This is a genomic window from Streptomyces africanus (assembly GCF_030816955.1).
GTDB lineage: Bacteria > Actinomycetota > Actinomycetes > Streptomycetales > Streptomycetaceae > Streptomyces > Streptomyces africanus.
Window position 1 is genome coordinate 1,900,810 of the sequence record NZ_JAUSYP010000001.1, and the last position, 19,242, is coordinate 1,920,051.

A 19,242-nucleotide genomic window follows, 5' to 3' on the forward strand; every position below is an offset into this window, starting at 1 on the left:
GCCGGGCGGCAGCCGGGGTCCACCGCCGGGCGGTGGCCCGGTTCCGCCGTCGCTGTCAGTGGTCCGTGCCATGCTCCCCGCATGACTACCGACACTCCCGCCGGCGCCCCCCACACCCTTCCCGACGGCCGTCCCATCCCGCACCTCACCGGTGACGAGCGGGCCATGCTCGAGAGCTGGCTGGACTTCCACCGGGCCACGCTGGAGCTGAAGTGCGCCGGGCTGGACGACGCGCAGGTGCGGACGGCGTCGGCCGAACCGTCCGCGCTGACGCTGCTCGGGCTGGTGCAGCACCTCGCCGAGGTCGAGCGGAACTGGTTCCAGCGGGTGGCCGCCGGCCTCGACGTGCCACCGGTGTACGAGGACGGCACCGGCTACACGCTGGACCCCGGGCGGGGGCTCGACGAGGCGCTCGGGGTCTGGCGGCGGGAGATCGCGCGGGGCCGGGAGCTGTGCGCCGGGCTGCCGCTGGACCACATCGGGCGGGTCGCCGAGGGGCCGGTGCCCGGGATGGAGGTCAGTATGCGCTGGGTGCTGATCCACATGATCGAGGAGTACGCACGGCACAACGGTCACGCCGATGTCCTGCGGGAACGCATCGACGGAGTGACCGGGGCTTGAATTGCACGTGATTCCGAAGCGACCCATATGTAAGCTGGCACACAATTAAGAATTCTTTCAAGAACAGCTTCCCGTATTCTTCTGCCCGCTTTCTCCGATCCTAAACCCAAAGATTTTGAGAACACTCGGAGAGGAAATTCGGGCAGATCTCGTGGGGATTACATGGCTGTGACGCGTTACACATCGTGACCGCTATGCCCGGTATTACCCGGGCAATACCGGGCATATTGCCGCCATGAGATGTGAAGCCTCGCGCTCGCGCGATAACACAGACCCGGCCCATCCGTAACCCCTCTCGGCGATGCAATTTCGATTTTCGCTGGGTAAGTTCAATTCGCATGACTGCCGTACAAGCAGATCCGCAAATCGACCGCCCCACGGTGGCTGACGGAGCCGCACTCTGGCGGATGGCGAAGGACTCGAAGGTTCTCGACCTGAACTCGTCCTACAGCTATCTGCTGTGGTGCCGCGACTTCGCGGCCACGTCGGCCGTAGCGCGTGACGAGCACGGCGAGCCGATGGGTTTCATCACCGGGTACGTGCGGCCGGACAGCCCGCGCACCCTGCTGGTCTGGCAGGTGGCGGTGGACGAGGCGCACCGCGGGCGCGGGCTGGCCGCCACGCTGCTCGACGGTCTGGTCGCCCGGACCGCCACCGAGCGCGGGGTGACGACAGTGGAGACCACCATCACCCCGGGCAACACCGCCTCGGAGCGCCTGTTCACGTCGTTCGCCGAGCGGCACGGCGCCCGGCTGGAGCGCGAGGTGCTGTTCGACACGGCCGTGTTCCCCGACGGGCCGCACGACCCCGAGGTCCTGTACCGCATCGGCCCGCTGGCCCCCTGACTTTCCCCCTGACTCCCGCAGACTTCCCCCACGCACCGAGGAGCGATTCGTCGTGACCATCACCCAGCCCGACCTGAGTGTCTTCGAGACCGTCGAGTCCGAGGTACGCAGCTACTGCCGCGGCTGGCCCACCGTCTTCGACCGTGCGGTGGGCAGCCGCATGTACGACGAGGACGGCCATGAGTACCTCGACTTCTTCGCCGGAGCCGGGTCACTGAACTACGGGCACAACAACCCCGTCCTGAAACGCGCCGTGATCGACTACCTGGAGCGGGACGGCGTCACGCACGGGCTCGACATGTCGACCACCGCCAAGCGCACGTTCCTGGAGGCCTTCCAGAACCTGCTGCTGCGCCCGCGTGACCTGCCGTACAAGGTCATGTTCCCCGGCCCGACCGGCACCAACGCCGTGGAGGCCGCGCTGAAGCTGGCGCGGAAGGTGAAGGGGCGCGAGTCGATCGTGTCGTTCACCAACGCCTTCCACGGCATGTCGCTGGGCTCGCTGGCCGTGACCGGCAACGCCTTCAAGCGGGCCGGCGCCGGTATCCCGCTGGTGCACGGCACGCCTATGCCGTTCGACAACTACTTCGACGGCACCGTCGAGGACTTCCTGTGGTTCGAGCGGCTGCTGGAGGACCAGGGCTCCGGCCTGAACAAGCCGGCCGCCGTGATCGTCGAGACCGTGCAGGGCGAGGGCGGCATCAACGTGGCCCGGCCCGAGTGGCTGCGCGCCCTGTCCGAGCTGTGCGAGCGGCAGGACATGCTGCTGATCGTCGACGACATCCAGATGGGCTGCGGCCGTACCGGTGCCTTCTTCTCCTTCGAGGAGGCGGGCATCGTGCCGGACATCGTCACCGTCTCGAAGTCGATCAGCGGCTACGGCCTGCCCATGTCGCTGTGCCTGTTCAAGCCGGAGCTCGACGTGTGGGAGCCCGGCGAGCACAACGGCACCTTCCGTGGCAACAACCCGGCCTTCGTCACGGCCACCGCGGCCCTGGAGGCGTACTGGGCCGACGGCTCCGCGATGGAGAAGCAGACCCGCAAGCGCGGCGAGCAGGTCGAGCAGGCGCTGATCTCCATCACCGAGGAGAACCTGGCCGACGTGAAGGAGTACCGGGGCCGCGGCCTGGTGTGGGGTATGGAGTTCCACGACAAGGACCGCGCGGGCAAGGTCGCCAAGCGCGCCTTCGAGCTCGGGCTGCTCATCGAGACGTCCGGGCCGGAGAGCGAGGTCGTGAAACTGCTTCCCGCCCTGACCATCACGCCCGAGGAACTGGACGAGGGCCTGTCGATGCTGGCCCGCGCCGTCCGCGAGACCGCCTGACCAACCAACCGGCACCACCCCATCAAGGAGGCATCGCAGCACCGTGATTGTCCGTTCGTTCAAGGAGATCGAAGGTACCGACCGGCACGTGAAGTCGGCGTCCGGCACGTGGGAGAGCAAACGCATCGTCCTCGCCAAGGAGAAGGTCGGCTTCTCCCTGCATGAGACGGTCCTGTACGCGGGTACGGAGACGTCGATGTGGTATGCGAACCACATCGAGGCCGTCGTCTGCGTGGAGGGCGAGGCCGAGCTGACCGACCGCGAGACCGGGAAGTCGTACACCATCACGCCCGGCACGATGTACCTCCTGGACGGGCACGAGAAGCACACGCTGCGGATCAAGAAGGATTTCCGCTGCCTCTGCGTCTTCAATCCGCCCGTGACCGGACGGGAGGACCACGACGAGAACGGCGTTTACCCGCTGCTCACCGAGGAGGTGTGACATTTCATGACCGCCACCACCGACACCACCACCACCGGTATCCCCGACCTCTATCCCAGTCGGGGCGCCACCGAGGTGCTCACCCCGCGCCAGGACCCGGTCGTCTGGGGCGCCCCCGACGCGCCCGGTCCGGTCGCGCCGGCCGACCTGCTCTCCTTCGAGCGTGACGGCTTCCTCGCGATCGACGAGCTGATCACCGACGACGAGGTCGCCGTCTACCGGAACGAGCTCAACCGGCTGGTGAACGACCCGGACATCCGTGCCGACGAGCGGTCGATCGTCGAGCCGCTGTCCAAGGAGATCCGCTCGGTCTTCGAGGTGCACAAGATCAGCGAGGTGTTCGCCAGGCTGGTGCGGGACGAGCGGGTCGTCGGCCGTGCGCGGCAGATCCTCGGCTCGGACGTCTACGTCCACCAGTCGCGGATCAACGTCAAGCCGGGCTTCGGGGCCAGTGGCTTCTACTGGCACTCGGACTTCGAGACGTGGCACGCCGAGGACGGTCTGCCGCGGATGCGCACGGTGTCGGTCTCGATCGCGCTGACCGAGAACTACGACACCAACGGCGGGCTCATGATCATGCCGGGGTCGCACAAGACCTTCCTCGGGTGCGCGGGGGCCACGCCGAAGGACAACTACAAGAAGTCGCTGCAGATGCAGGACGCGGGCACGCCGTCGGACGAGGCGCTGACCCTGCTGGCCTCGCAGCACGGCATCAAGTTGTTCACGGGCAAGGCCGGTTCGGCGACGTGGTTCGACTGCAACTGCATGCACGGTTCCGGCGACAACATCACGCCGTTCCCGCGCAGCAACGTGTTCATCGTGTTCAACAGCGTGGAGAACACGGCGGTGGAGCCGTTCGCGGCGCCGGTGCGGCGTCCGGAGTTCATTGGGGCGCGGGACTTCACGCCGGTGAAGTGACCGTGTGACGAAGCTGCCGGGTGGGGCCTCCTCGTGTGGGACGGGAGGCCCCACCCGGTTCTGTCATGCGGCCAGGACTTCGAGCAGCCGGTCGACGTCCGCCGTGGTGTTGTAGAGGTGGAACGCCGCCCGCAGGTTCCCCGCCCGGTCGGACACCTCGATGCCCGCCCGGCTCAGCTCGCCCTGCCGCTGGCCGAGCCCCGGCACGGACACGATCGCCGAACCCGGCGCGGGCACCGGCGCGTGACCCAGCTCGGCGAGCCCGACGCGGAAGCGGTCCGCGAGGGAGACGTCGTGTGCGTGCACCACGTCGATGCCGATCTCCTCCAGCAGCTCCAGGGAGGCGCGCAGCCCGGCGTAGCTGAAGAGCGAGGGGCTGATGTCGAAGCGCCGTGCGGAATGGGCGAGTTCCTCGACCGGGCCGTAGCAGCTCTCCCAGGGGACCTCACCGGCGACCCAGCCGGCGAGCAGCGGCGTGAGCCCGCCGAAGTCCCGCGGGGCGACGAAGAACGCCGCTCCGTGCGGTCCCAGGAGCCACTTGAAACCGACGGCGGCGAGGAAGTCGTCCGCGTCGGCCTCCATCGGCAGCCAGCCGGCCGACTGGGAGGCGTCGACGTAGGTGCGGGCCCCGTGCGCCCGCGCCGCCTCGCGCACGGCCGGCAGATCGGCGAGCCGGCCGTCGGCGGACTGGACGGTACTGACCGCGACCAGGGCGGTGCCGGGGCGGACGGATTCGGCGAGCCGCTCCAGGGGCACGGCGCGCACCTTGAGGTCGCCGCGCGCGTGGAACGGGTTCACCAGGGAGGCGAAGTCGGCTTCCGCGGTGAGGACTTCGGCGCCTTCGGGCAGCGAGGCGGCGATCAGCCCGCCGTACTCGGCGACCGAGGCTCCGGTGGCGACCCGCTCGGCCGGCACGCCGGCCAGCCGGGCGAAGGACGCGCGGGCCGCCTCGACGTCCTCGTACAGGGGCCCCAGGGGCACGCCCTCCGCGCGCATCCGCACCGCCTGGTGCAGGGCGGTGACGGTACGGGCGGGCAGGAGCCCGTTGCTCGCGGTGTTGAGGTAGGTGTGCTTCGGGGCGAACTCGGCACGGACGAGATTCTCGAAGGTCTCCATGGAACCACTCTGCGTCCCCTGGATCTCCCCGTCCATTACCGATTTCTGCGTGATGTCGCTAAGAGGCGCTTATACATACGCCCCGACCTGCGGCTTCAGCGCTGGGGCACCGCACAGCCGTCCGGCCCGCACGCGTCCGCGTCCCCGCTGTCGACGATCGTCAGGGGCGAGCGCTCGCCGTACGCCTGGGTCAGGGCCTGGGCGAAGACCTCCACGGGCTGGGCGCCGGAGACGCCGTACTTGCGGTCCAGCACGAAGAACGGCACACCGCTCGCGCCGAGCTGCGCGGCTTCCCGCTCGTCGGCGCGGACGTCGTCGGCGTAGGCGCCGGGGTCGGCGAGCACCGCGCGGACGGCCTCCGACTCCAGCCCGGCGGCCACGGCGAGCTCCACGAGCCGCTCGTCGTCGTTGAAGACGGAGCGCTCCTCGGCGAAGTTCGCCCGGTAGAGCAGGTCGAGCAGCCGCTCCTGGTGCCCCTGCTCCTTGGCGAAGTGCAGCAGGCGGTGCATGTCGAAGGTGCTGCCGTGGTCGCGGCCCCGGGTGCGGTAGTCCAGCCCCTCGGCGGCGGCCTGCGCGCCCAGGTTGTCCTCACCGGCCTCGGCCTGCGCCTCGCTCATGCCGTACTTCCTGGTGAGCATCGTGATCACGGGCTGGATGTCGTCCTTGGCACGACCCGGGTCCAGCTCGAAGGAGCGGTGCACCACCTCGACCTCGTCGCGGTGCGGGAAGTCCCGCAGCGCCTTCTCGAAGCGGGCTTTGCCCACGTAGCACCAGGGGCAGGCGATGTCGCTCCAGATCTCGACGCGCATGTCTTCGGCTCTCTCCAGCTCGTACGGGGCGCGGAGGCTCCCTCCGCCGAGTTGGTGAACATTCAAGCAGCCGGTTTCATTCCGCGGTCAGGGGGAGCCTCATCGTCAGGTGGTGATCCCCCGGCTCGGCCGGTTCCGGCACCCACCCGTGCCGCCGGTAGAACCGCTGCGCCCGCCGGTTGTCGACGTGCACCTCGAGAACGGCCGTGCGCTTGCCGTCGGAGGTCCACGCCTCGGCGCAGGCCGTGTGCAGGGCGCTGCCGACGCCGCGGCCCCAGTGGCCGGGGTCGACGTGGAACTGGAACAGCTTCACCGTGTCCGCCGGGGCGCCCTCGGGGGTGCGGAAGGAAGCCAGGCCGACCATGCGGCCCTCCTCGACGACGCACAGCACCTGGCCGTCCGGTCGCACGAGGGCGCTCCGCCAGGCGGCGAGCCAGTCGGTGCCGTCCTGCGGCAGCCCGCCGGGGTAGTACGTCGCCCGGGCCCGCGCGTGCAGGGCGACGACGTCCTCCACCTCGTCCGGCAGGACGGTACGGATCACCACCAGGCCTCAGCTGCCGTCGCGCAGGTCGTTCGGCCAGTGCGGCCTGAACTCGATGTGGTCGTACGTCACCACGCAGCCCTCCCCCATCGGCGACTGGGTCATGAAGCCGATCAGGGCCGCGCCCGTCTCCTTCTCGTCGCCGAGGGTGAAGAGGCGGACGAAGGTCCACCGTTCGCCGTCGCGGGAGGCGTGGAAGGCGAAGGCGCGGCCGGTGCGGCTCACCCGGAGCCAGACGGAACTGCCGTCGACGGCGAAGGAGTTGGCGTCGTCGGAGTGCCCCCGGGTGACCACCGTGCAGACGGTGGGCACGTCCGGGGAGTACTCCAGACAGAGCTTGGCCCAGGCGCGCTCGCCGACATGGACGTAGAGCACCCCGGCGTCGAAGGCCGCACCGAACCCGACCGTGACCCGGGCGATCAGCTGAAAGTCCCCTTCGGGCGCCCCCAGCAGCCTCGGCGCGTCGGAGGCGGGGTCCAGCCCCTCCCCGGTGGGCGGCACAAACCGATCCTGCCGAGCACCGGCCCACCCGGTGAGCACCCCGTCCTCATAGGACCAGTGGGCTTCGGGCCCGTAAGAGCGCAGGGCGAAAGGAAGTTCGGGAAGTTCGAGATCCATTCGGCCAAGTCTTTCAGGTCCGACCTCCAGGGGCGCGGGGAACTGCGCGATCAACCACAACCAACCGGCAGCCCGCAGATCACCCGCACCCCTACGGCGCTACGCGATCAACGCTCAAGTCGCCCGTTGAACCGCCGAGGCAGCCCCAAGGGGTTCTCATCCCGCAGCTCCGCAGGAAGCAGCGCCTCCGGAGCGTTCTGGTAGGCAACCGGCCGCAACCACCGCTCGATCGCCGTACCCCCCACCGACGTGGACGTCGACGTCGTAGCCGGGTAAGGCCCACCGTGATGCTGCGCCGGCGCGACGGCGACCCCCGTCGGCCACCCGTTCACCAGCACACGCCCGGCCAGCGGCGTCAGCTCCTGCAGCAGCTCCGCGCCCCGGCCCTCGCCCGCGGCCTCCTCCTCGGACAGCTGCACCGTCGCCGTGAGGTTGCCCGGCAGCCGCGAGAGCACGGCCTTCACCTCGGCCTCGTCCTCGTAGCGGGCCACCACGGTGACCGGCCCGAAGCACTCCTCCAGGAGCAGGTCGTGCTCGCCCTCCGCCGCCAGCCTGCTCGCCGGAACCGTGAGGAAGCCCGCGCTGACGGTGTGCTCGCCGCCCGCGCCGGGCGTGACCGGGGAGTCGACGTCGGGCAGTTGCGCGCGCTCGGCGACACCGGCCACGAAGTTGTCGCGCATGCGGTGGTCGAGCAGGACCCCGGCGTCGGTGTCGCTGACGGCGTCGGTCAGCGACTTCAGCAGGGCGTCACCGGCGGCGCCGGACGGCGCGAGGACGAGGCCCGGCTTCACACAGAACTGGCCGACGCCCAGCGTCATCGAGCCGGCGAGGCCCGCACCGATCGCCTCGGCCCGCTCGGCGGCGGCGGCCTCGGTGACGACGACCGGGTTCAGCGAGCCCAGCTCGCCGTGGAAGGGGATCGGCACGGGACGCGCGGCGGCCGCGTCGAACAGCGCGCGCCCACCCCGCACGGAACCGGTGAAGCCGGCCGCCGTGACCAGCGGGTGCTTGATCAGCTCGATGCCCGCCTCGAAGCCGTGCACCAGCCCGACGACACCCTCGGGGATGTCGTGCCGGGCGGCGGCACGGCGCAGCATCTTCGCGACGTACTCGGACAGGGCCGGGTGGTCAGGGTGCGCCTTGACCACGACGGGGCAGCCGGCCGCGAGGGCGCTCGCGGTGTCGCCGCCGGCGACGGAGAAGGCGAAGGGGAAGTTCGAGGCCGAGTAGACGGCGACGACACCCAGGGGCACCTTGTAGCGGCGCAGGTCCGGGATCGGCGGGGTCGCGGTGTCGTCGGGGTGGTTGATGACGACGTCGAGGAAGGCGCCCTCGTCGACGATGTCGGCGAAGGCCCGCAGCTGGTAGCAGGTGCGGGCGAGCTCGCCGGTCAGCCGGACCGGGCCGAGCGCGGTCTCGGCGTCGGCGGTCTCGACGAGTCCGTCCTTGGCCGCCTGAAGCTCCTCGGCGGCGCTGCGCAGGAAGGCCGCGCGGACGGTACGGTCCGCGAGTGAGCCACGCGCCTCCTGCGCGGCACGGACGGCGGCGTCCACCTCCTGGGCTGTGGCCTCCACCGCAACCTGTTCACGCTGCTTCCCGGTTCGGGGGTCGACACTCCAGACTGGTGCTGCTGCCACCGCGGGTCCCTCCACACATGTAATGCCGCAGTACTGGGTCATCCACCAGGGACGTTCGATATACTGAACGCTGTCTCTGATGATGAATATGCTGTGGAGACTATTTCCCGTCCAACGAAGGGGTCAAGGGCGATGTCGGCTGGCGAGACGGGCGGCGGGGCGCAGGTCAAGTCCGCGGTACGAACGGTTGAACTGCTGGAATACTTCGCCGGGCGTCCCGGTATGCACTCCCTCGCGGCGGTCCAGGAGGCCGTCGGATACCCCAAGTCCAGTCTTTACATGCTGCTGCGCACGCTCGTCGAGCTGGGCTGGGTGGAGACGGACGCGACGGGCACGCGGTACGGCATCGGGGTGCGGGCCCTGCTGGTCGGCACCTCCTACATCGACGGCGACGAGGTCGTGGCGGCGGCCCGCCCGACCCTGGACCGGCTCTCGGACGACACGACCGAGACGATCCACCTCGCCCGCCTCGACGGCACGAACGTCGTCTACCTCGCCACCCGCCAGTCGCAGCACTACCTGCGTCCCTTCACCCGGGTCGGCCGCCGCCTGCCCGCGCACTCCACGTCCCTCGGCAAGGCGCTGCTGAGCACCTACTCGGACGAGCAGGTCCGCAAGATGCTCCCGGAGACCCTGCCCGCGCTGACCGAGAACACGATCACCGACCGCGAGAAGCTCATCGAGGAGCTGGCCCAGGTCCGGGAGCAGGGCTTCGCCGTGGACCGCGAGGAGAACACGCTGGGGCTGCGCTGCTTCGGCGTGGCCATCCCGTACCGCACGCCGGCGCGGGACGCGATCAGCTGCTCGGTGCCGGTGGCGCGGCTCACGCCGGCGCACGAACAGCTGGTCAAGGACGCGCTGTTCGACGCGCGGGACCGGCTGACGCTGGCCACCCGTAGGCTCTGAGGCATGAACGTCGAGCTGCGCGAGGTCCACGACAGCGATCTGCCGGTCTTCTTCCGGCAGATGAACGACCCCGAGGCGCTGCACATGGCGGCCTTCGTCCCCAAGGACCCGGCCGACCGGGACGCCTTCGACGCCCACTGGGCCAAGATCCGGTCCTCGTCCGACGTGGTGCGGACCGTCCTGGCCGACGGCGACGTGGTCGGCAGCGCGGCGGTGTACGGGGTGGCGGGCGAGCGCGAGGTGACGTACTGGGTCGACCGCGCGTACTGGGGCCAGGGCATCGCCACGGCGGCCCTGCGGGCGCTGTTGACGGAGGTGCCCGAGCGTCCCCTGTACGCACGGGCGGCGTCGGACAACGCGGGCTCGCTGCGCGTCCTGGAGAAGTGCGGCTTCCGTGCCGTCGCGACGGCCAGCGGGTACGCGAGCGCGCGGGGTGCGGAGATCGAGGAGACGGTGCTGATCCTGGAGGGCTGAGCCGCCCTCCCCCGTCCGGCGGAGGCGGATCGTCGTCGTGCAGGAGGTGCCGCCGGCCCGCCGCGCGGGAGCCTGAGCGCATGACGCAGTCACCTCGCATGACGCAGACCCTCGCTCCCGCCGCCGTCGACGGCCCCGCTGTCCCTCTCAGCCGCCCCCGGCGCGTCCTGCGTGCCGTCGCCGTCCTCTCCTGCCTGCCGTACCTCGGGCTCAAGGCCGCCTGGATCGCCGGGAGCCACGTCGGTATTCCGGAGGGGAGCGGACTCCTCGACGACCGGGTGGGGATGGCCGTGATCAACGGCATCTCCGTGCTGCTGGACAGCGCGGTGATCGTGCTGGCGCTGGTGCTGACCCGGCCGTGGGGGCTGCGGGTGCCCGCGTGGCTGCTCGCGTTCCCCGTGTGGGTCGCCACCGGGCTGCTCGCGCCGATCATGGTCGGGTTCCCGGCGCAGCTGGTCGTGAGGGCGTTCGAGGGACGGAGCGCGGGGTCTCCGGGGAAGGACGCCTTCCTGGACGAGTGGGTATTCGCCGTCGTGTACTCGGGGTTCATCCTCCAAGGGCTCGCCCTGGGCGCCCTGTTCCTGCTCTACGCCCGAGACCGCTGGGGGCACCTGTGGCGCGGGCGGGTGTGGGAGCTGCCCGTGGGTGTCGTGGGGCCGGCCCACCGTGCCCTCGCCGTCGCGGCCGGCGTGCTGGCCCTGCTGCCGCTCGCCCTGCACGTGCTGTGGGCCTGCGGCGGCACAGCCGGGCTGAGCGAGGGCCGGGCGGCGGACCGGGGCGGTGACTTCCCCGTCCTGGAAGCGGTGTTCGTGGTGTTCCTCCTCGCGGCCGTCGCCGGCGGCTTCCTGCTGGCCTTCCGGCGGGGCCGGGCGCTGCCCGTGGCCGTACCGCTCGGCCTGGCCTGGGTCGGCTCGGGCGCCGTGGCCTGCTGGGGCGGCTGGCTGTCGCTCGCCTCCCTCGGCGGCGTCGAGGACATCGCCGACCGTCCGACGCCGCTGATGAGCCTCGCCTACGCTGGGCAGATGCTCGTCGGCTTCCTCGTCGCCGCCATCGGCGTCTACTCCTTCGCCGAGCGCTCGGCCAGGTCCGCGCGGCGGACAGCGTGAGACAGGCCGCCCGGGCCCTGTTCGGCCGGCGGGCCCGGCTGCGCTGGGTGCATCTGATCCTCGGCGGCGCCCTCGCCATGCCGTACGTCCTGGTCGGTTCGGTGATCATCGGTCCGGCCACCGGCGGCACGGACGTCTTCGGGTCCTTTCCCCTCCAGCTCGCCTCCTTCGGCGTGGGGCTGCCGCTCGCCGCCGTCACGTCCCTGTTCCCGCTGACCCGGCCGCTGGAGGCCGCCGCCGTGCGCTGGCTGTGCGGTGTCGACACGGACCGGCTGGCCTTCGGACCGGCGCGGACGCGGGGCGAGAAGGGCCGTACGGCGGGCTGGTTCACCCTGCATCTCGGGTTCGGCGGGATCATCGCCGGGATGTCGCTGGCCGTGCCGCCGTTCGCCGTCGTGCTGATCGCGCTGCCGGTCGTCGCGGGACTGGGCGGCACCCGGCTCGGGCTGCCCGAAGTCCTCGACCACGCCTGGGCGTTGGCGCTCGCGCCGGTCGCCGGCGCGGTGATGCTCGTCGCCCTGGCGGGTTGCGCGGCCGGCGGCGGCGCGCTGCTGGCCCGCTGGGCGCCGGCGCTGCTCGGCCCGTCTCCCGAGGGCCGGCTCGCGGCCGCCGAGGCACGCGCCGCCGACCTGGCCGTACGCAACCGGCTGGCGCGGGAGCTGCACGACTCCGTCGGCCACGCGCTCAGCGCGGTCGGTCTCCAGGCGAGCGCGGCGCGCCGCGTCCTCGACTCCGACCCGCAGTTCGTCCGCGAGGCCCTCGCCGCGATCGAGGACACGACCCGGCGCACCGTCGGCGAACTCGACGCCGTGCTCGGCGTGCTGCGCGAGGGTGACGGGCCCGGCACCGCCCCGGCGCCGACCCTCGCGGCCGACCTCGACGGGCTGCTGCGTCGCACCCGGGCGGGTGGGCAGCGCGTGACTGCCACGGTCGGCACCGACCTGGGGTTGCTGCCTCCGCTGCTGTCCCGGGAGGGCTACCGGATCGTGCAGGAGGGGCTGAGCAACGCCCTCAGGCACGCCGGTGAGCAGGTCGCCGTGGACGTGCGGATCGAGGGGGCGGACGGGGAGCTGGCGATCACCGTGGAGAATCCGGTGACCGGCCCCGCCACGGTCACTGATCCCGCGTCCTCCCGCCCCGGCGGCGGCCACGGGCTGCGCGGCATCGCGGACCGGGTCAGGCTGCTGGGCGGGACCATGACGGCCGGACCGGTCGAAGAGAGCTGGCGGTTGCACGTACGTCTGCCGATGAAAGGACCCGCATGACCCGCCCCGCCCCCATCCGTGTCGTACTCGCCGACGACGAGCGCATGGTCCGCACCGCGCTGCGCGCCATCCTCTCCGCCGAGCCCGACCTGGAGGTGGTGGGCGAGGCGGCCACCGGCGCCGAGGCCGTGTCGGTCGTCCGGGACCTGCGGCCGGACGTCGTCCTCATGGACGTCCGCATGCCGGAGATCGACGGCATCCGCGCCACCGAGCAGATCCTCGCCACCCTGGACGAGCCGCCCCGGATCGTCGTCGTGACGACCTTCGAGAACGACTCCTACGTATACGACGCGCTGCGCGCCGGAGCCTCCGGGTTCCTGCTGAAGCGGGCGGACGCCGACGCGCTCGTGCAGGCGGTCCGGCTGGTGGCACGCAGCGACAGCCTGCTGTTCCCGGCAGCCGTCCGCACCCTCGCGACCGAGCACGCACGCGCGCACCCGGCGCCGCCGGAGTGGGCGGCGAAGCTCACGGGCCGCGAGCGGGAGGTACTGCGGCACATGGCGGGGGGGCTGACCAACGCGGAGATCGCCCGCCGGATGGAGGTCGGCCCCGCCACGGTGAAGTCGCATGTGGCGGCGGTACTGGCCAAGACGGGCACCCGGGACCGTACGCAGGCGGTCATCGCGGCGTACGAGGCGGGATTTCTGAACGCCGGATGAGAAAACCGGACGGGTGGGAACGTTCCGCCCCGCCTGGCTCGTCCTCATGTTCGGGATGAACAAGACGATCAGGCGCGCTTCGGTCTTCACGCTGCTGCTGGTGTTCGCTCTGCTGGTCAGGGCGACCTGGGTGCAGTACTACGAGGGCCAGGCGCTCGCAGACGACAAGGACAACCGGCGGAACGCGATCGCGACGTACTCGGCGCCGCTCGGGAACATCATCGTGGGCGGCCGGTCGGTCACCGGCTCGGCCTCGACGAAGGGCAGCGACCTCAAGTACAAGCGCACGTACACGGACGGCGAGCTGTACGCGGCGGTGACGGGCTACGCCTCGCAGGCGTACGCCCCGACCCAGCTGGAGGGCATCTACACCGACCTCCTCAACGGCACCGACAGCCGTCTGAAGTCCGTGATGGACACCATCACCAACCAACGGGCCGACCCGGGCAACGTGGTCACGACGATCGACCCGGACGTGCAGAAGGCGGCGTACGACGCGCTCGGCGACAAGAAGGGCGGGGCCGTCGCCATCGACCCGAAGACCGGGAAGATCCTCGCGGTCGTGTCGACCCCGTCGTACGACCCCTCGTCACTGACCGACGCCAACACCGCGGGGGCGGCCTGGAAGAAGCTCACGGCCGACCCGGAGAAGCCGCTGGTCAACCGTGCGCTGCGGCAGCCGCTGCCGCCGGGTTCCACGTTCAAGCTGGTCGTGGCGGCGGCCGCGCTGGAGGACGGGCTGTACTCGTCGGTGGACGAGAACACGGCCAGCCCCGACCCCTACACGCTGCCGGGCACCTCCCGGGACCTGTCGAACGAGAACCCGAACGCGCCCTGTACGAACGCCACGATCCGTACGGCGCTGGAGTACTCGTGCAACAACGTCTTCGCGAAGATGGCCGTCCAGCTGGGCCAGGACAAGGTGAAGGCGATGGCCGAGAAGTTCGGCTTCGACGACGACAAGCTGGACGTGCCGGTCCGGGCCTACACGAGCGTGTACCCCTCGGACATGGACCCGTCGCAGACGGCCCTGACGGGCATCGGCCAGTTCGACGTCACCGCGACGCCGCTGCAGATGGCCATGGTGTCGGCTGCCATAGCCAACGGCGGCAAGCTGGTATCGCCGCATATGGTGTCGCAGATCACCAACAGCGGTGGTGATGTGTTGCAGGACTACGACGACGACGCGGGCTCGAAGGAGATCGTCTCCTCCTCGACGGCCGAGCAGTTGCAGTCGGCGATGCGGACGGTCGTGGAGAAGGGCACGGGCACGAACGCCCAGGTCCCGGGCGCGACCGTGGGCGGCAAGACGGGTACGGCGCAGCACGGCGAGAACAACAGCCAGGTGCCGTACGCCTGGTTCACCTCGTACGCCAAGTCCGGCTCGTCGGGCAAGGAGGTCGCCGTGGCGGTCGTCGTCGAGCAGTCGAACGCGGCCCGCTCGGAGGTCAGCGGCAACGGCCTGGCGGCGCCGGTCGCCAAGGCGATGATGGAAGCGGCGCTGAAGGACTGAACCTCCGCCGCACGAAAGCCGTCTGTACAGACAGATGGGCCGCCCCCTTCCCCCCGGGGGCGGCCCTTCGCGCTACTTGGCTCCCAGGAGCTGCTCGACCGGGTCGATCGCGAAGTACACGAGGAACAGCACCGAGGTCCCCCACAGCAGCCAGTGGATCTCCCTGGCCTTGCCGAGCACGGTCTTGATGACGACGTACGCGAGGAAGCCGGCGCCGATGCCGTTGGTGATGGAGTAGGTGAACGGCATCACCGCGATGGTGAGGAACGCCGGGATGGCGATGTCGTAGCGGTCCCAGTCGATGTGCTTGACCTGGGTCATCATCAGGAAGCCGACGGCGACCAGGGCCGGGGCGGCGGCCTGGAGCGGGACGATGGTCAGCAGCGGGGTCAGGAACAGCGCGAGGCCGAACAGGCCGCCGGTGACGAGGTTGGAGAAGCCGGTGCGCGAGCCCTCGCCGACGCCGGCCGCCGACTCGATGTAGGAGGTCGCCGAGGAGGCCGAGGCCGCGCCGCCCGCGACCGCCGCGGCACCGTCGATCAGCAGCACCCGGCCGAGGTTCGGGACCTTGCCCTCCTCGTCGAGCAGGCCCGCCTCGGCGCTGATGCCGACGACCGTGCCCATGGTGTCGAAGAAGTCGGACAGGATCAGGGTGAAGACCAGCAGGACGACGGTGATGACCCCGACGCCGGGGGCGCTGAAGGCCCCGAACAGGTCGAAGTGGCCGATGAGTCCGAAGTCGGGGGCGTCGACGAGCTTCTCGGGCCAGGACGGTGTGGTCAGGCCCCAGGTCTTGATGTCGGCTATGGAGTTGATCACTATCGCCAGTGCCGTCATGGTGACGATGCTGATCAGGATGGCGCCCTTGACCTTGCGGGCGAGCAGGCCGATCGTCAGCAGGACGCCGAGGCAGAAGACGAGAATCGGCCAGCCGGTGAGCGTTCCCGTGCCGCCCAGCTGAACCGGCACGGTGGTGTTCGCGGCGTCCGGGATGCGGCTGACGAACCCGGCGTCGACGAAGCCGATGAAGGCGATGAACAGGCCGATGCCGACGCTGATCGCCTGCTTGAGCGGCTGGGGTATGGCGTGCATGACGGCCTCGCGCAGACCGGTCACCACCAGCACGCAGATCAGCAGGCCTTCGAGGACGATGAGGCCCATCGCGTCGTCCCAGCTCATCAGCGGGGCGATCTGGAAGGCGACTACGGCGTTCAGGCCGAGTCCGGCGGCCAGGGCGAGGGGCAGATTGCCGCCCACGCCCATGATGATCGTCATGACCGCGGCCACCAGGGCGGTGGCGGTGGTGAGCTGGACGGCGTCCAGCTGGTGCCCGAACTTGTCCTTGGCGCTGCCCAGGATGATGGGATTCAGGACAAGGATGTAGGCCATCGTGAAGAACGTGGCGAAGCCGCCGCGTATCTCACGGCCGAAGGTGGACCCCCGCTCGGAGATCTTGAAGAACCGGTCGACGCTGTTCACCGCCGGTGGTGCGGCGTCGGACCGGTCGGCCACCTTCTGCGATTCGGACATGGCGAGTGCTCCTCGGTGCCTGGGTGATCGGTGTGCGGATGCTGGCTGGATTGTTCCCGCGTTGAACCACATTCAGGTTTTCTTCGTGTTACGGAATCAGAGTCCGGCCCGCCATACGCCGTTCGAAGCTCCGTACGAACCGTCCTGAGAACGCTGCTACGCTTCCCGATCTCGTCCGGGCCTCCCTCGGATGATCACATGTCATCTACATGACACGCACAGGCGCCCCAGCCCGGGGGTGCCCGAAGCCGCTGCGAGGAGAGGTCGCCCGTGGGCACAGTCGTCGACGACGCCGCCTCCGTGGAGTTCCACGCCTTCTTCGAGCGTCACTACGCCGAACTGGCCCGCCTGGCCTATCTGCTGACGGGCGAGTCGGACACCGCCGATGATCTGGCGGCGGACGCGTTGCTGGCGCTGTGGCACCGCTGGGACCGGGTGCGCGCGGCCGACCATCCGGCGGCGTACGCGCGCGGTGTGGTCGCCAACCTGGCCCGCACCCGGATCCGCAGCGCAGTGCGGGAGCGGCGGCGCATCGCCCTGTTCTGGTCGCAGCGCGAGGAGAACACCGAGAACCCGGACGTCGCGGGCGTCGTCGACGTTCAGGAGGCGTTGCGCAGGCTGCCGTTCCGCAAGCGGGCCTGTGTGGTGCTGCGGCACGCCTTCGACCTGTCGGAGAAGGACACCGCGCTGGCCCTCGGCGTCTCGGTGGGTACGGTGAAGAGCCAGACCTCCAAGGGAATGGCCGAACTCCAGCGGTTGCTGGGCACACAGGGAGTGCCGCAGCGGATGCACGCGGCGGTGGGCGCTCCCCGTTGCTCGCCGGCCGTGGAAAGCTTGCGGGCGCGCACCGGTGAGGGCGGAGGAAGGGACCGATGACCATGCGGCGGGACGTGCACGAGGAGCTGCGCGCCCGGCTGCACGAGGCGGCCGGGACGCACGAGCCCGACCGGGAGCACATCCTGGCCCGGGTCGAGCGCGGTATGGCCGGTCCGGCCGGCTCCGGCCACCGGGCGACGCGTCCGGCGGTGTTCGGGTGGATGCGGGTGGCCGGCGCCACGGCCGCGGTGGCGGGTGTGCTGGCGGTGGGCGGTTACGCCGTCGCGTCAGCGGTGAAGGAGGAGACCGCCACGCCGCAGCAGCAGGACGTGGTGACCTCGCCGACGCCCACGTCCACGCCGTCACCGGAGGCGACCAGCCGGGCCCCCGCGCCGCCGGTGGATCCCACGCCGTCCGCCCCGCCGGAGCGCCGCGAGTCCGCTCCGCCGCCCTCGCGGACGCCGAGCACCTCCGTCACCGGGCGCCCGCCGGCCGCCACCGAGGACGGGCCGCTGTGGTCGGACGGCTCGGTCGACCCGCACAGCAACGACTTCTGGGCGCAGAGCAACGTCACGATCAAGACGCGCACGGAACTGACCGCGCTGACCGTACGGTTGAGCGTCGCCCAGACCGGCGGGGTCTCCGACGCGGGCGCCTGGCGGTCGCTGCCCGAGCAGGACTTCACGCTCACGGTCAAAGAGCGGGACGGCTTCCTCCTCTACACCTGGACCCTGAAGGAGGGCCGCAAGGTCCCGGCGGGCGAGTGGGTGTTCGCGGGCCAGTTCGACCACGAGCGCGGCGGCCGTGACGCCGGCGCCGACCGCTACGCGGTGACGGCCGCCGCCGGCTCGGAGCGACTGTCCGTGGGCGGCGGTTTCGCGGCCGTGGACGACACCGACGACGACTCGTGAAAAATTCCTGAAGACGCGGCAACCCTTCCCTCGCGGGTGGCGACCACCAGGCGCAAGAGTCACCTCCCATTGAGGAATCGGTACATGACTGCACCAGCAGAACAGCGCGTCCGCCACCGCCGCCGGGTCACCAAGCGGCGGGCGGTGATCTCCGGGTTAGCCGCGTTCGGCATCACGGGAGCGGCGATCGCCACCACGTCGATGCTGTCCACCGCGGGCGCCGCGTCTTCCTGGCCCACGGACAAGGGCAAGACGCCCGTGTCGGAGACGATCCCGGTCTCCGGTGTCCGCGACGGCGGCATGAAGATGTTCTACGGCACCGGCGCGCTCGGCGGCGACAGCCAGGACGAGGGCCAGGACCCCATCTTCGAGCTGGCCGACGGCGCTGTCCTCAAGAACGTCATCATCGGCACCCCGGCCGCGGACGGCGTGCACTGCAAGGGCAGTTGCACGCTGCAGAACGTGTGGTGGACGGACGTCGGCGAGGACGCGGCCAGCTTCAAGGGCAAGTCGTCGTCGGCCGTGTACAAGGTGATCGGCGGCGGCGCGAAGAACGCCGACGACAAGGTGCTGCAGTTCAACGGCGCCGGGACGCTGAACGTGTCGGGCTTCCAGGTGCAGAACGCCGGGAAGCTGGTGCGCTCCTGCGGCAACTGCAAGACCCAGTACAAGCGCACGGTCGTGCTGAACGACATCGACGTGACGGCGCCGATGAACTCGATCGTCGGCGTGAACGCCAACTACGGCGACACGGCGACGCTGTCGAAGATCCGCATCCACGGCGACAGCAAGAAGAAGATCAAGACGTGCGTGCGCTTCGAGGGCAACAACACGGGCAAGGAGCCCAAGGAACTGACCCCGCCCGGCCCGGACGGCAAGACCTGCAAGTTCACGGCCTCGGACATCAGCTACCAGTGATGCCGCGGCACGTGTGAGCTCCGGCCGGCCCGAATCCCCCCTTGGGCCGGCCGGCTGCCGGGTGTCCGGGCCCCCAGCCGGACGTCCCGGCGCCCCGGCCCTCCGGAGCCCCCCTCCGGACGGCCGGACAGCCCTGGCCGAGCCCCCCTCGGCCGGTCGGCAGGACGCCCCCGCCGGTGCGAACCGGCGGGGGCGTCGTCTCACCTGCCTGCGCACCCGCTTGAATTGATGCGCCTATCGCATGGACAGATCTCGGTTTGATGCTGGACACGG

General features: G+C 70.5%; 20 protein-coding genes. 14 read left to right on the forward strand and 6 right to left on the reverse strand.

Annotated features, from left to right (window positions below):
* Nucleotides 1-81: 81 nt before the first annotated feature.
* The 5 genes from QF034_RS08915 (at nt 82) to thpD (ending at nt 4,150) form a co-directional block, all read left to right on the forward strand.
* Complete coding sequence (locus QF034_RS08915; RefSeq protein WP_307174416.1) at nt 82-621, forward strand: DinB family protein; 540 nt, start codon at nt 82-84, stop codon at nt 619-621.
* A gap of 338 nt (nt 622-959) precedes the next feature.
* On the forward strand, nt 960-1,466 hold the full coding sequence (gene ectA / locus QF034_RS08920; protein ID WP_086562433.1) for a diaminobutyrate acetyltransferase: 507 nt from the start codon (nt 960-962) through the stop codon (nt 1,464-1,466).
* Between the two features lie 52 nt (nt 1,467-1,518).
* Complete coding sequence (ectB, locus tag QF034_RS08925) at nt 1,519-2,790, forward strand: diaminobutyrate--2-oxoglutarate transaminase (protein WP_307174417.1); 1,272 nt, start codon at nt 1,519-1,521, stop codon at nt 2,788-2,790.
* Between the two features lie 43 nt (nt 2,791-2,833).
* Nucleotides 2,834-3,232 carry an ectoine synthase gene (locus QF034_RS08930; protein ID WP_020277268.1) on the forward strand — a complete coding sequence of 133 codons (399 nt, stop codon included), beginning with the start codon at nt 2,834-2,836 and terminating at the stop codon, nt 3,230-3,232.
* Between the two features lie 6 nt (nt 3,233-3,238).
* Nucleotides 3,239-4,150, forward strand: a complete 912-nt coding sequence (gene thpD, locus QF034_RS08935; protein WP_307174418.1) for an ectoine hydroxylase — start codon at nt 3,239-3,241, stop codon at nt 4,148-4,150.
* A 63-nt stretch (nt 4,151-4,213) separates the two neighbouring features.
* Here thpD and QF034_RS08940 read toward each other — a convergent pair whose 3' ends face one another.
* The 5 genes from QF034_RS08940 to QF034_RS08960 all read right to left on the reverse strand — a co-directional run bounded on the left by QF034_RS08940 (nt 4,214) and on the right by QF034_RS08960 (nt 8,871).
* Nucleotides 4,214-5,266 (reverse strand): aminotransferase class V-fold PLP-dependent enzyme, encoded by a 1,053-nt coding sequence (locus QF034_RS08940; protein WP_307174419.1) that lies wholly within the window; start codon nt 5,264-5,266, stop codon nt 4,214-4,216.
* 95 nt (nt 5,267-5,361) lie between these two features.
* The gene (locus QF034_RS08945) at nt 5,362-6,075 is read right to left on the reverse strand and encodes a DsbA family oxidoreductase (RefSeq protein ID WP_307174420.1); all 714 of its coding nucleotides are present in this window, start codon (nt 6,073-6,075) and stop codon (nt 5,362-5,364) included.
* A 76-nt stretch (nt 6,076-6,151) separates the two neighbouring features.
* On the reverse strand, nt 6,152-6,616 hold the full coding sequence (locus tag QF034_RS08950; protein WP_307179837.1) for a GNAT family N-acetyltransferase: 465 nt from the start codon (nt 6,614-6,616) through the stop codon (nt 6,152-6,154).
* A 9-nt stretch (nt 6,617-6,625) separates the two neighbouring features.
* The gene (locus tag QF034_RS08955; protein WP_307174421.1) at nt 6,626-7,234 is read right to left on the reverse strand and encodes a DUF1349 domain-containing protein; all 609 of its coding nucleotides are present in this window, start codon (nt 7,232-7,234) and stop codon (nt 6,626-6,628) included.
* A gap of 107 nt (nt 7,235-7,341) precedes the next feature.
* Nucleotides 7,342-8,871, reverse strand: coding sequence for an aldehyde dehydrogenase (NADP(+)) (locus tag QF034_RS08960; protein ID WP_307174422.1), 1,530 nt, complete (start codon nt 8,869-8,871; stop codon nt 7,342-7,344).
* A 132-nt stretch (nt 8,872-9,003) separates the two neighbouring features.
* Between QF034_RS08960 and QF034_RS08965 the strand changes: the two genes are divergently transcribed.
* From QF034_RS08965 to QF034_RS08990, 6 genes are all read left to right on the forward strand, one after another.
* Nucleotides 9,004-9,777 carry an IclR family transcriptional regulator gene (locus QF034_RS08965; protein ID WP_020277261.1) on the forward strand — a complete coding sequence of 258 codons (774 nt, stop codon included), beginning with the start codon at nt 9,004-9,006 and terminating at the stop codon, nt 9,775-9,777.
* Between the two features lie 3 nt (nt 9,778-9,780).
* Nucleotides 9,781-10,251, forward strand: a complete 471-nt coding sequence (locus QF034_RS08970; protein ID WP_307174423.1) for a GNAT family N-acetyltransferase — start codon at nt 9,781-9,783, stop codon at nt 10,249-10,251.
* A 98-nt stretch (nt 10,252-10,349) separates the two neighbouring features.
* Nucleotides 10,350-11,357 carry a hypothetical protein gene (locus QF034_RS08975; protein ID WP_307179838.1) on the forward strand — a complete coding sequence of 336 codons (1,008 nt, stop codon included), beginning with the start codon at nt 10,350-10,352 and terminating at the stop codon, nt 11,355-11,357.
* On the forward strand, nt 11,354-12,622 hold the full coding sequence (locus tag QF034_RS08980) for a sensor histidine kinase (protein WP_307174424.1): 1,269 nt from the start codon (nt 11,354-11,356) through the stop codon (nt 12,620-12,622). The genes QF034_RS08975 and QF034_RS08980 overlap by 4 nt, the downstream gene beginning before the upstream one ends.
* A complete protein-coding gene (locus QF034_RS08985; protein WP_307174425.1) occupies nt 12,619-13,281 on the forward strand; it encodes a response regulator transcription factor in 663 nt (220 codons plus the stop codon). The genes QF034_RS08980 and QF034_RS08985 overlap by 4 nt, the downstream gene beginning before the upstream one ends.
* 55 nt (nt 13,282-13,336) lie before the next feature.
* The gene (locus tag QF034_RS08990) at nt 13,337-14,794 is read left to right on the forward strand and encodes a peptidoglycan D,D-transpeptidase FtsI family protein (RefSeq protein WP_307179839.1); all 1,458 of its coding nucleotides are present in this window, start codon (nt 13,337-13,339) and stop codon (nt 14,792-14,794) included.
* 72 nt (nt 14,795-14,866) lie between these two features.
* Here QF034_RS08990 and QF034_RS08995 read toward each other — a convergent pair whose 3' ends face one another.
* On the reverse strand, nt 14,867-16,324 hold the full coding sequence (locus QF034_RS08995; protein WP_307174426.1) for an NCS2 family permease: 1,458 nt from the start codon (nt 16,322-16,324) through the stop codon (nt 14,867-14,869).
* 270 nt (nt 16,325-16,594) lie between these two features.
* On the opposite strand from QF034_RS08995, the gene QF034_RS09000 reads away from it, so the two are divergent.
* The 3 genes from QF034_RS09000 to QF034_RS09010 all read left to right on the forward strand — a co-directional run bounded on the left by QF034_RS09000 (nt 16,595) and on the right by QF034_RS09010 (nt 18,969).
* Nucleotides 16,595-17,200: a SigE family RNA polymerase sigma factor gene (locus QF034_RS09000; protein WP_307174427.1), complete on the forward strand. Its 606-nt coding sequence runs from the start codon at nt 16,595-16,597 to the stop codon at nt 17,198-17,200.
* Complete coding sequence (locus QF034_RS09005) at nt 17,197-18,051, forward strand: hypothetical protein (protein WP_307174428.1); 855 nt, start codon at nt 17,197-17,199, stop codon at nt 18,049-18,051. The genes QF034_RS09000 and QF034_RS09005 overlap by 4 nt, the downstream gene beginning before the upstream one ends.
* Nucleotides 18,052-18,135: 84 nt before the next feature.
* On the forward strand, nt 18,136-18,969 hold the full coding sequence (locus tag QF034_RS09010; protein WP_307174429.1) for a pectate lyase: 834 nt from the start codon (nt 18,136-18,138) through the stop codon (nt 18,967-18,969).
* Nucleotides 18,970-19,242 lie beyond the last annotated feature (273 nt).